The 12,565-nt window shown below is 72.4% G+C and carries 3 protein-coding genes; 1 reads left to right on the top strand and 2 read right to left on the bottom strand.

Annotated elements, in window-relative coordinates; genetic code table 11:
• Positions 1-8: 8 nt before the first annotated feature.
• The gene (locus ACIRBX_RS25920) at positions 9-10,895 is read right to left on the bottom strand and encodes an isopeptide-forming domain-containing fimbrial protein (protein WP_402299941.1); all 10,887 of its coding nucleotides are present in this window, start codon (positions 10,893-10,895) and stop codon (positions 9-11) included.
• A 441-nt stretch (positions 10,896-11,336) separates the two neighbouring features.
• On the opposite strand from ACIRBX_RS25920, the gene ACIRBX_RS25915 reads away from it, so the two are divergent.
• Entirely contained in the window at positions 11,337-11,702 is a 366-nt protein-coding gene (locus ACIRBX_RS25915; protein WP_402299940.1) for a PRC-barrel domain containing protein, read from the top strand.
• Positions 11,703-11,795: 93 nt separating this feature from the next.
• Here ACIRBX_RS25915 and ACIRBX_RS25910 read toward each other — a convergent pair whose 3' ends face one another.
• A complete protein-coding gene (locus tag ACIRBX_RS25910) occupies positions 11,796-12,533 on the bottom strand; it encodes a phosphatase PAP2 family protein (RefSeq protein WP_402300352.1) in 738 nt (245 codons plus the stop codon).
• Positions 12,534-12,565 lie beyond the last annotated feature (32 nt).

Here is a 12,565-nt window from a genome sequence, read left to right as displayed (position 1 = left end):
ACGGACCGTCAGGACCGGCGGCGGGTGGCGGCCCAGGTGCCGAGGCCGAGGGCGAGGGTGGTCAGGGCGAGGACGCCGAGCAGGCGGAGCGGGAGGTCCGCGCCGGTCTCCGGGAGGGGCTTGGGCGTGGGCTTCGGAGTGGGGGTGACCGGGGGCTTCGGGTCGGGGGTGGTGCCGGTGGAGCAGGCGGGGTCGGCCGAGCCGGGCGGGCAGTTGGAGTCGGGGGCGGTGACCAGGTTCCGGAGCTCGGCGGTCGCACCGTCCTTGACGGTGACGGAGTAGGTGACGGTGGCGGAGGCGCCGACGGCCAGGTCGCCGGTCCAGCTGAGCAGCGGGGCCGCGTAGGCGGTGGCGCCGGTGGTGGCCCGGGCGTCGCGGTTGTAGTCGGCGCTGCGCAGCACGCCCGTCAGGTCGTCGGTGAAGGTGGCGCCGGGGTGGTCGGCGGTGCCGTCGTTGGTGACCGTGACGGTGTAGGTGACGGCTTCGCCGGCCTTGGCGCGGCTCTTGTCGGCCTGCTTGGCGACGCGCAGGTGACGGACCGTCTGGTGGGTGGTGCAGGCCGGGTCGTAGGGGACGGCGGCCCGGGTGAGGCGGCGCGGCTCCATCGGGATCGGGCAGTTGCTGTCCGGCACCACCGCGGAGTTGTCGAGCAGCCTGTCACCGGCGCCGGTGACGGTGACCGAGTAGGTGATGACGGCCTTGGCGCCGACCGCCAGGTCGCCGGTCCAGCCGATCGTCGGGGCGGTGTAGGCGGCGGTGCCGGTGGTGGCGGAGGCGTCGCCGTTGTACGTCGCGTCGTCGAGCACCCGGGAGAGGTCGTCGGTGAGGGTGGCGCCGGGGTAGTCGACCCGGCCGGTGTTGGTGACGGTCACCGTGTAGGTGATCTTCGTGCCGACCGAGACGCCGGTGGCGTCGGCGGTCTTGGTGACGTCCAGTTTCTTCACCGGGGTGACGGTGGAGCAGGCGGGGTCGGTCGAGTCCGGCGGGCAGTTGGAGTCGGGGGAGACCACCAGGTTGGTCAGCTGGTCGGCCCGGACGGGGGTGCGCAGGGTGATCGAGTAGGTGACGGTGGCCCGCTGACCGACCGCCAGGTCGCCGCTCCAGGTGAGGTGCGGGGCGGTGTAGGAGGCGGTGCCGTGGCTGGCGGCGTGGTCGTCGTTGAAGTCGGCGCCGGCGATGACCTTGCTCAGGTCGTCGCGGAACGAGGCGCCGGGGTAGGCGGTGCCGCCGTCGTTGGTGACGGTGAGGGTGTAGGTCACCTTGTCACCGGCCTTGGCCTCGGTGCGGTCGGCGGTCTTGGAGACCGTCAGGTGGCGGACCGGGACGACGGTGGAGCAGTCGGGGTCGGTGGAGCCGGGCGGGCAGGTGGAGTCGGGGGAGACCACCGCGTTGGCGAGGACGCCGTCGCCGCTGAGCGGGTTGTTGACGGTGACGGAGTAGGTGATGGTGGCGGCGGCGCCGACGGCCAGGTCGCCGGTCCAGGACAGCACCGGGGCGGTGTAGCTGGTGGTGCCGGTGGTGGCGGTGGCGTCGTTGCCGTAGGCGGCGTCGTCCAGGACCTTGGTGAGGTCGTCGGTGAACGAGGCGCCGGGGTAGGGGGCCTTGCCGTCGTTGGTGACGGTCACGGTGTAGGTGATCCTGGAGCCCGGCATCGCGCTGGTCCGGTCCGAGGTCTTCCTGACGTTGAGGTGCTTGACCGGGGTGACGGTGGAGCAGCTCGGGTCGGTGGAGTCGGGCGGGCAGTTGGAGTCGGGGGAGACCACGGCGTTGGCCAACTGCCGGTCGCCGGTGGCGGGGTTGTTGACGGTGAGGGAGTAGGTGATGGTGGCGGTGGCGCCGATGGCCAGGTCGCCGGTCCAGGACAGCACCGGGGCGGTGTAGGTGGTGGTGCCGGTGGTGGCGGTGGCGTCGTTGCCGTAGGTGGCGTCGTCCAGTGCCTTGGTGAGGTCGTCGGTGAAGGAGGCGCCGGGGTAGGGGGTCTTGCCGTCGTTGGTGACGGTGACCGTGTAGGTGACCTTGTCACCCGGCTTGGCCTCGGCGGGCGTCGAGGACTTCTTCAGGGTGAGGTGCTTGACCGGGGTGACGGTGGAGCAGCTCGGGTCGGTGGAGCCGGGCGGGCAGGGGCCGTCGGGGGAGACGACCGCGTTGGTGAGGACGCCGTCGCCGGTGAGCGGGTCGTTGACGGTGACGGAGTAGCTGACGGTGGCGCTCGCCTTGGCGGCCAGATCGCCGCGCCAGCTCAGGGTGGGGGCGGTGTAGCCGGCCGAACCGGCCGTCGCGGTCTGGTCGTTGTTGTAGGTGGCGTCGTCGAGGACCTCGGTGAGGTCGTCGGTGAAGGAGACGGCGGCGGCCGGCTCGTCGGCGAGGTTGGTGACGGTCACGGTGTAGGTGACCTTCCCGCCGGCCTTGGCCTCGGACGGGGCGGCGGTCTTGACGACGGTGATGTGCCGGGTCGGGACGACCGTGGTGCAGTCGGGGTCGGTGGAGCCGGGCGGGCAGGTGGAGTCGGGGGAGACCACCGTGTTGACGAGCTTGCCGTCGCCGCCGATCGGGGTGTTGACGGTCACGGAGTAGGTGATGGTGGCGATGGCGCCGGCCGCCAGGTCACCCGTCCAGGAGAGCACGGGCGCGGTGTAGGTGGCCGAACCGGCCGTCGCCGCCTGGTCGTTGTCGTAGGTGGCGTCGTCCAGGACCTTGGTGAGGTCGTCGGTGAAGGTGGCGCCGGGGTAGGGGGCCTTGCCGTCGTTGGTGACGGTGATGGTGTAGGTGACCTTGTCGCCGGGCTTGACCGCGGCCGGGGCGGCGGTCTTCTTCACGGTGAGGTGCTTGACCGGGGTGACGGTGGAGCAGTCGGGGTCGGTGGAGTCGGGCGGGCAGTTGGAGTCGGGGGAGACCACGGCGTTGGCCAACTGCCGGTCGCCGCTGGGCGGGTCGTTGACGGTGACGGAGTAGGTGACGGTGGCGGTGGCGCCGACCGCCAGGTCGCCGGTCCAGGTGAGGAGGGGTGTCGCGTACGAGACCAGGCCGGTCGAGGCCTTGGCGTCCTTGCCGTAGGTGGCGTCGTCGAGCACCTCGGTCAGGTTGTCGGTGAAGGTGGCGCCCTGGACGGCGGTGCCGCCGTCGTTGGTCACGGTGACGGTGTAGGTGACCGTCTCTCCGGGCTTGACCTCGGCGGGGGTCGAGGTCTTCTTCACGGTGAGGTGCTTGACCGGGGTGACGGTGGTGCAGGCCGGGTCGGTGGAGCCGGGCGGGCAGTTGCCGTCCGGGGAGGTCACCGTGTTCGCGAGCTGCTTGTCGCCCGAGAGCGGGTCGTTGACGGTGACCGAGTAGCTGACGGTGGCCCGTTCGCCCGGCTTGAGCGCGCCGGACCAGGTGAGGGTGGGGGCGGCGTAGGTGGCGGTGCCGGTGGAGGCGGTGGCGTCCTGGTTGTAGGTGGCGTCGTCGGTCACCTTCGACAGGTCGTCGGAGAAGGTGGCGTCCGGGGCGTCGGCGGTGCCGTCGTTGGTGATGGTGATGGTGTAGGTGACGGTGCCGCCGGGCTTGACCGTCGTGGGGGCCGCGGTCTTCTTCACGGTGAGGTGCTTGACCGGGACGACGGTGGTGCAGGCCGGGTCGGTCGAGCCGGGCGGGCAGTTGGAGTCCGGGGAGACCACGGTGTTGCCCAGCTGCCGGTCACCCGAGACCGGGTCGTTGACGGTGACGGAGTAGGTGACGGTGGCGGTGGCGCCGACCGCCAGGTCGCCGGTCCAGGACAGCACCGGGGCGGCGTACGAGGCGGTGCCGGCCGAGGCCGTCTGGTCGTTGTTGTAGGCGGCGGTGTCGACCACCTTGGAGAGGTCGTCGGTGAAGGAGGCTCCCGGGTACGGGGCGCTGCCGTCGTTGGTGACGGTGAGGGTGTAGGTGACCTTGTCGCCGGGCTTGGCCTCGGTGGTGTCGGAGGTCTTGCGGAGCGTCAGGTGCTTGACCGTCACCGTGCTGGTGCAGGCCGGGTCGGCGGGGTCGGGCGGGAGGCAGGTGGAGCCGTCGGCGGTGACCTGGTTGACGGCGGGCGTGGCGGTGGCCTGGGTGATCTTCACCGTGTAGGTGATGACCACGCTGCCGCCCTTGGCCACCGTGCCCGTCCAGCTGAGCTTGGGGGCCGTGTAGGCGGGCGCCGTCAGCGGGGCGCCGGAGGCGTCCTTGGCGGTCGCGTCGTTCTGGTAGTCGCCGCTGCCGAGCACGCGGCTCAGGTCGTCGTCGATCACCGCGCCGGGGTAGTCGGCGTCGCCGGTGTTGCGGGCGGTGATGGTGTAGCTGACGCTGTCACCGACCTTGGCCGGGTTGGGGGTTGCGGTCTTGGTGAGCTCCAGGCGGGGGAGCGGGGTGACGGTGGAGCAGCCCGGGTCGGTGGAGCCGGGCGGGCAGACGTCGGGGACGTTGGTGGTGACGGCGTTCGTGAGGGTGGTGCCGTCGGCGGGCACCGGGTTCTTCACCTTGACGGTGTAGGTGACGGTCAGGCCGGCGCCGGCCGCGAGGTCGCCGGTCCAGACGAGGTTCGGCGCCGTGTAGACGGGGGCGGTCAGCGGGGCGCCGGTGCCGTCCTTGGCGGTGGCGTCGCCGTTGTAGTCGGCGCCCTTGAGCACGCCGGTCAGGTCGTCGGCGATCCGCAGGCCGGGGTAGGCGCCGCTGCCGCCGTTGGTGGCCGTGATGGTGTAGGTGACGGTGTCACCGGGCTTGGGGGCGGCGGGAGTCGAGCTCTTGGAGACCTTGAGTGCGGGGGTCGGGACGACGGTGCGGCAGTTCGGGTCGGCCGGGTCCGGCGGGAGGCAGTTGGAGCCCTCGGAGCTGACGGTGTTGATCAGGGTCACGCCGGCCTTGGCGACGGTGACGGAGTAGGTGAAGGTCACGGTGGTGCCGGTGGTGATCGGCCCGGTCCAGCGCAGGGTGGTGCCGGTGACGGTCGGGGCGGTCAGGGTGGCGCCGGAGCCGTCCTTGGCGGTGGCGTCCCCGTTGTAGGTGGCCGCGCCGCCCGCGCCGTCGGAGCCGTTGAGCACCTTGCCCAGGTCGTCCTGGACGGTGGCGTCCCGGTAGTCGCCGGGGCCGGTGTTGGCGACGGTCACGGTGTAGGTCACCTTGTCGCCGACGTTCAGCGGGGTGGTCGACTGCGGGCTGACCTGCTTGCGGATCTCCAGGCGGGGGAGCGGGGTGACGGTCGAGCAGTCCGGGTCGGTGGAGCCCGGCGGGCAGGCGCCGGGCACGTTGGTGGTGACGGCGTTCGTGAGGGTGGTGCCGTCGGCGGGCACCGGGTTCTTCACCTTGACGGTGTAGCGGATCACGATGTCCGTCCCGGCCGGGACCGAGCCCTTCCAGCTCAGCTTCGGCGACGACCAGTCCGGTGCCGCGGTCGCGCTGCCGTCGCCGGCGGTGGCGGTCGCGGTGCCGGTGTAGTCGGCGCCCTTGAGCACACCGGTCAGGTCGTCCGTGACGGTGGCGTCCGGGTAGGCGGCGTCGCCCGAGTTGGTGACCGTCACGGTGTAGCTGACGGTGTCACCGGGCTTGGGGGCGGCGGGAGTCGAGGTCTTGACCACCGTCACCTTGGCGAGCGGCACCACCGGGTTGCACCGGGGCTCGGTGTTGCCGGGCGGGCAGTCCGAGCCCGGGGCCTCGACGTGGTTGCGCAGGCTGGCGGCGGTGGCCCCGGTGGCCTTCACCGAGTAGGTGATGACCACCTGCTCGCCCTTGGCGATCAGGCCGGTCCAGGAGAGCTTCGGCGCCGAGTAGGTGGGGGCCGGATACATCCCGCCCGCGCCGTCCGAGGCGGTCGCGTCGCCGTTGTAGTCGGCGCCGGTCAGCACGCCGGTCAGGTCGTCCGTGACCTTGGCGCCGGGGTAGTCGGCGTCGCCGGTGTTGCGGGCGGTGATGGTGTAGGTGACGGTGTCACCGACCTTGGCCGGGTTGGGGGTTGCGGTCTTGGTGAGCTCCAGGCGGGGGAGCGGGGTGACGGTGGAGCAGCTCGGGTCGGTGGAGCCGGGCGGGCAGGCGCCGGGGTCGTCGGTGGTGACGGCGTTCTTCATGGTGGTCCGGCCGGCCGGCACCGGGTCCAGCACGGTGACGGTGTAGCTGATCCGCACCAGGCCGCCGGCCTTGACGGTGCCGGTCCAGGTGAGCTTCGGCGCGGTGTAGACCGGTGCCGGGGTGACGGCGGCGCCCGAACCGTCCACGGCGGCGGCGTCGTTGCCGTAGGTGGCCGAGCCGAGCAGGCCGGTCAGGTCGTCGTCGACCCGGTACCCGGTGGCGTCCGTGCCGCCGGTGTTGGTGACGGTGATGGTGTAGGTGACCTTGCCGCCGGGCAGCGGGTTGGCCGGAGCGGCGGTCTTCACCACCCGGACGGCGCCGACCCGGGTGCAGGCCTCCTTGGTGGTGGCCTCGCCGTTGACGGTCGCGGTGGCCCGGTTGAGGGTGCCGGTGCCGCTCTCGCCCGCGTCCAGGGTGCAGTCACCGGAGGTGTTGGTGACGGCGGTCCGGTCCAGGGTGTAGCGGACCGTGATCCGCCACAGGTGCTCGGTCTCGCGGGGGAGCTGGGCGCCCGCCTTGATCAGGGTCCGGTCCCGGCCGTTCCAGTCGAAGGTCTCGGACTCGTAGGCGGCCGGCGGGGTGAGCGCGGCGGAGACGACGGTGACCCCGGTGCCGTAGGCGAGCTGGTCGCTGAGGTCGTACGAGCCGTCCCCGGCACCGGTGTTGGCGACCTTGACGTCGTAGACCAGGTCGTAGGTGTCGGTCTGGCCGGCCACCTGGGTCGGGCCGCCGGAGACGGTCTTGGTGACGCCGATGTTCGGGGTGCGGCGGCAGGCGGTGCTGGTGGAGGTCTCGCCCGCCACCGTGGTGGTGGCCTCGTTGGCCAGGCCGGTGCCGCTCTCGCCGGTGCCGAAGGTGCAGTCGGTGGAGGCCGGGTCAGCGGTGCCCCCGGCGGGCAGCCGGACGGTGACCGTGACGGTGTAGGCGTGGGCGGCCCCGGCCGCGAGCGGCTGGTCGGTCACCACCCGGGTGTCCCCCTGGCCGTTCCAACTCGCGGACGGGGTCACGCCGGTGGCGGTGGTGGTGACGGCGGGGGTGGGCTGGACGGTGATCCCGGCACCGAACCGGAAGCGGTCGTCCAGGGTGTAACGCCCGTCGCCCTGACCGCTGTTGAGCACGTCGATCCGGTAGGTCTGGGTCCAGGTGCCGTTGCCGTTCGGGGTCAGGTCGAGGCTGGTCTTGGTGGTGCGGATCAGCGGGGTGCCGGCGCAGGCGCTGGTCTCGGCGGTGCCGCCGTTGACGTTCACTCCCGCCTGGTTGAGGGTGCCGGTGCCGCTCTCGCCCGGGTCGAGGGTGCAGTCGGTGGAGGTCGCGGTGGCGGTCGTGCCGTCCACCGTGTAGCGGACCACGACCGACCAGACGTGGGTGGTCCGTGCGCCCAGGGCCTCGTTGTCGCTGAGCTGGGTGCGGGAGGTGCCGTTCCAGTCGGGGCGGACGGGCAGGCCGCCCGGGGTGGTGTTGGTGCCGGTGGCGGAGGTGACGGTCAGTCCGGTGCCGTACTTCAGGGTGTCGCTGAGGGTGTAGGAGCCGGGGCCCGCGCCGGTGTTGGCCACCGTCAGGTCGTAGCGGACCTCGTAGGTGCCGGCCTGGCCGGGCACGGGGGTGGGCTGCTGAGTGAAGGTCTTGGTGATGGTGACGCTCGGGGTCTCCACGCAGGCCCGGCTGGTCTGCGTCCCGCCGCCGGAGGTGGTGGTGGCGGTGTTGGAGAGCCCGGTGGCGCCGTTCTCGCCGCCGTCCTCGGTGCAGTCGGTGGACTTGGGGTCGGTGCTGGTGACCGGCACCTTCGCCACCACGGTGACGGTGTAGACGTGGGTGCCGCCCGCCGCCACGGACTGGGCGGTGGCGATCCGGGTCCGGTCCTGGCCGTTGAAGGCGGCGTCGACGGTGAGGGTGCCGGGCTCGGTGTTGGCCGCCCGGGCGGAGACGACCGAGATGCCGGCGCCGAAGGCGAGCCTGTCGTCCAGGTCGTACGCACCCGCCGCCCCACCGGAGTTGGCGACCTCGATCCGGTAGGTGACGGTGGTGGTGCCGTCGCCGTTCGGGGTGGTGCGCTGGACCGTCTTGGTGGTCTTCAGCAGCGGCACGCCCGCGCAGGTGGAGTCGGTGGAGGTGCGGCCGTCGGTGGTGACGCTCGCGCTGTTGAGGGTGCCGGTGCCGCTCTCGCCCGGGTCGAGGGTGCAGTCGGTGGACTTGCCGGTCGCGGTGGCCCGGTCGACCCGGTAGCGGACGGTGGCGGTGTACACGTGGGTGGCCGAGCCGGCGATGGCCTGGCTGTCGGAGACCTTGGTGTCGCTGGTGCCGTTCCAGCCCGCGTTGACCGCCAGGCCGCCCGGGGCGGTGTTGGCGACGGAGGCCGAGACGGTGGTGATGCCGGTGCCGAACCTGGTGGTGTCGTTGACCAGTTGGTAGGTGGTCGGGGCGGCGCCCGCGTTCCGGACGGTGAGCTCCCACTTGATCTCGTAGACGTCCGGGCTGCCCGGGACGGCGGTGGGCTGCTGGGAGATCCGCTTGGTCATCGAGACGTTGGAGGTGGCGCCGCAGGCCTCCTTCTTCTCCTGCCTGCCGTCCACGGTGGTGGTCGACTCGTTCAGCAGGCCGGTGCCGCTCTCGCCCGGGTCGAGGGTGCAGTCGGTGGACTTCGGGTCGGCCGGGTTCTCCGGCACCTGGGCGGTGATGGTCACCCGGTAGGTGTGGGTGGTGTTCGCGCCGATCGACTGGTCGGTGACGATCCGGGTGGTGCCCTGGGCGTCCCAGGCGGCGTTCGGGGTCACCCCGGCGGGGGCGGTGGTCACCTTGGCCGAGGTCACGGTGGTGCCGGCGCCGAAGCGGGCCCGATCGTCCAGGGAGTAAGTGCCGGGCGCGGCGCCCTTGTTGGCGACGGTGATCTCGTAGACCGCCTCCCACTGGCCGCCGCTGGTGGGCTTGGCCGAGACCAGGGTCTTGGCACTGGTGACGGCGGCGACCGGCGTGCAGGTGTTCTTGCTGGAGGAGGTGCCGCCGGAGGTGGCGGTGGCCTCGTTCCGGGTGCCGGTGCCGCTCTCGCCCGCGTCCAGGGTGCAGTCGGTGGACTTCGAGGTGGCCTGGCCCGGGTCCACGGTGTACCGCACCGTCACCCGCCAGACGTGGGTGGCGGGCGCGGCCTCGGTGCCGGCCGCGATGGCCTGCTTGTCGGCGACCCTGGTCTGGCCGCGCCCGTCCCAGCCGGCCACCGGGCTGAGCCCGCCCGGGGTGGTGTTGGCGACGGAGGCGGAGGTGACGGTCAGTCCGGTGCCGTACTTGAGGGTGTCGGTGAGGTCGTAGGTGGTGGCCGCGCCGGTGTTGCCGACCTTCAGCTCATACTGGGTCTCGTAGGTGCCGGGGCTGCCGGGCACCGGGGCGGGGGCCTTGGTGACGGTCTTGTCCAGGGTGACCCGGACCGGCGCGGGGCCGGCCGGGATGGTCACCTGGCGCTGCGGGGTGGTGACCTCGGTGCCGGCCGGGTCCTTGCCCTTGGCGGTGGCGGTGTTGGTGATGCTGCCGGCCTTGGCGTCGGCCTCGGTGACGGTGTACGTCGCGGTGCAGGTGGTCTTCTCGCCGGCCGCCAGCGTGGTCTTCGCACAGACGACGGCGCCGGGCGCGGGGATCTTGTCGTCCGCCACCGTGATCGAACCCACCGTGGTGTTGCCGGTGTTGGTGACGGTGTAGCCGTAGGCGACGGTCTCGCCGGGGTTGGCCTTGCCGTCGCCGTTGGCGTCGTCCAGCTTCCCGGTCTTGGCGAGGTCGAGCTTGGGGGCGGCCTTCGGCTCGAAGGTGAAGCCGACCACGCCGTAGCCGATCTCCTCGATCGAGCCCTCCCGGCCCTGGACCACCGAGAAGGTCCGGGTGGTCGGGGCGATGGCGGTGATGTCGATGGTGTCGACGTCCATGTCCGGGCAGGGCATCGCCACGCCGCCCCAGCCGGTGCCGGACTTGGGGTTGCGGCCGGGGATGTCCGTGCCGTACTGGGCGCAGGTCCCGTTGCCCCAGTCGGTCGCGGGGTTCGCGGCGTCGGAGACCCGGCTGCCGGCCACCTTGATGGAGTCGCCGTAGTTGACGTCGCCGTAGGTGGCGGTGGCGTAGATCGAGGCGCGCTGGAGCTGGGCGCCCGAGTAGGGGGTGGTGCCGAGGTCGAAGGTGTTGCTGACGGCGGTGCCGTTCATGTGCGCCCACTGGTCGCAGAGCGCGACCTGGGTCAGCGGCGCGCTCGGCGAGGAGTAGACGACGGCAAGGGCCCAGCCGCCGAAGCCCCGGCTGCCGTAGTTGGTGTAGTACGGGGTGTCGCCGAAGCCGTAGCTGCCCGAACCGCCGGCCTTCACCAGGGCGGTGACGTCCCGGTAGGCCTGGTGGTTGTTGCCGTAGGTGCCGTTGCTGTACAGCATGTTGTCCACGCCGTCGGCGGTCAGCCGCTGGTAGCCGGCGGCCGGGGTGCGCATCTGGAAGGTGTCCGGGTCCGCGTAGTAGGCGCTGCCCGGCGCGTAGTACTGGCTGCCGTAGACGTAGGCCATCGCCTTGACCACGGTGGCGTCGGCGGGCAGCACCAGGTCCGCCCGGGACGAGTCGTCGCGGGTGGTGTAGGAGTACGGGGTCGCCTGCCCGGTGAGGTTGTCGACGTTGGCCGGGGCGCCGCCGTTCTTGAACAGGAACCCGTTGCCCGTCATCACCATCCCGCCCTGGAGGGTGTCCTTGTAACGGCAGGTCAGACCGGTGCGCTCGGCGTGCGCCGGGAAGGCCGGCACCATCAGCGCGGCTGCCGTGAGCAGGAAGGTGAGCAGGACGGACAACGTCCTGTGCAGTGCGGGCTTCCACACGGGCTGGCGGCGCATGGCGGGGGCCTCCGGGACGACCGAGGACGGTGGGCGGGACGGCGCCGCTCCGGGGGAGCTGACACACCGTCACCGTCACAGATAGTCGCCGGGAGGCCGTTCGATGAGCAGGACACACCATGATCGGTAAAGGTGCTCCTCATACCGCATGCGGATTCACCCTGAAGGCCGATCGTGGGGGCGGGCCTCTCGGAGCCGGTGTGGCCCCGGCCGTCGAAGGCGACGTACGACCGGTCGGTGCCGCGCGGACCACTGCTCCTCGGGCCGTGCGACGGCGCCGGCGGGCTGTCCGCTTCCGTTCCGCACCCGGTGACACGGGGTCAGATCGGGCACGGTCGTGACGGGCGGGCGGACCCGTCGGATCGCGGGGCGCGCGCATGTGGTCCGGAAGGTGGGGTAGCCGCCGGAGCGTCAGAGTGCGCAGACGGCGAGGAGGCAGTGATGACCGGCGGACTGTGGGGGTACGAGCGGGCCGAGGGCTACGTGGCGGGTACCGACCTGACCGGGTACCGGGTGGAGGCGACCGACGGCCACATCGGGAAGGTGGACAAGCACACCGACGACGTCGACTCCTCCTCCATCGTGGTGGACACCGGCCCGTGGATCTTCGGCCGGGAGGTGCTGCTGCCGGCCGGCACGATCCGCCGGGTCGACGTGGCGGAGGAGACGGTGTGGGTCGACCGCACCAAGGACGAGATCAAGGACTCACCCGAGTACGTGAAGGACGAGCGGGCCGGGGACCGGGAGTACCGCGACCGGGTCGGCGACTACTACGCCGGCGGGTTCACCGGCGGTACCCACCTCTGACCTCCGGTCGAGGGAGGTGGACGGAGGCGGGGCCCCACCGGCGGGTGGGGCCCCGCCTCCGGCGTGTCGCGGGTCGGTGGGTGGGTGGGTGGTTCACCTCGGCTCGGGCGGTCCCTGGCGGGCGAGTTCGGGCTCCAGGCCCTCGGTGAGGGGCGGGGGTACGGGCCGGCCGGTGTCGCGGCGCCAGCCGTCGAAGGCCCAGGCGGTGGCGGCGACCAGGGCCAGGCCGAGCAGCCAGCCGCCGAGCACGTCGCTGACCCAGTGCACGCCGAGCGCGACCCGGGTGAACCCCACCCCGAGCACGCTGACCACGGCCACCGCTCGGGCCGTCAGGAGCGAGCGCCGGCCCAGGACCGGAGTGAACACCAGCAGCAGGACCGCGCAGCAGGTCGCGGCCGTCATCGCGTGCCCGGAGGGGAAGGAGAAGCCTGGAGCGTGCGCCACCGGGTCGGGCAGGGCGGGGCGGGCCCGGGCGACGGCCGCCTTGACCGCCAAGCCGATCAGCCCGGAGGCCGTGACGGTGGCGGCGGCCCAGAGCGCGAGCCGCCGGGCCCCGCGCCACCACAGCCAGCCGACGGTGGCCGCGACCAGCAGACGGAGCGTCAGCGGATCCCACACGCCCTCGCTCAGCACGCGCAGCGCGGTGAGCGCGGCGGGGTGGTCGCGCACGGCGGTGTGCAGCTGCTCGGCGGCTGCGGCGTCGAGCCGGTGCAGCGGTGGCCAGTTGGCCTCGATCAGCACCAGCAGCAGCGCGGTCGGCACCGCGCCGAGGCCGAAGGCGGCGACGGTGGCGAGCAGGCGCTCGCCGAGCCGAAGGTCCGCCGTGCGCAGGGAGGGGCGGGGGTGAACGGGCCGTGGCGGCC

It is taken from the genome of Kitasatospora sp. NPDC096147, from assembly GCF_044763225.1.
Classification (GTDB): Bacteria; Actinomycetota; Actinomycetes; order Streptomycetales; family Streptomycetaceae; genus Kitasatospora.
Note: the sequence above shows the minus strand (reverse complement) of the source record. Positions and strands in the feature narration are given on the sequence as shown.

Coding starts and splice junctions, on each gene's coding strand:
- ACIRBX_RS25920 (WP_402299941.1), bottom strand. CDS start 10,895: ATGCGCCGCCAGCCCGTGTGGAAGCCCGCACTGCACAGGACGTTGTCC.
- ACIRBX_RS25915 (WP_402299940.1), top strand. CDS start 11,337: ATGACCGGCGGACTGTGGGGGTACGAGCGGGCCGAGGGCTACGTGGCG.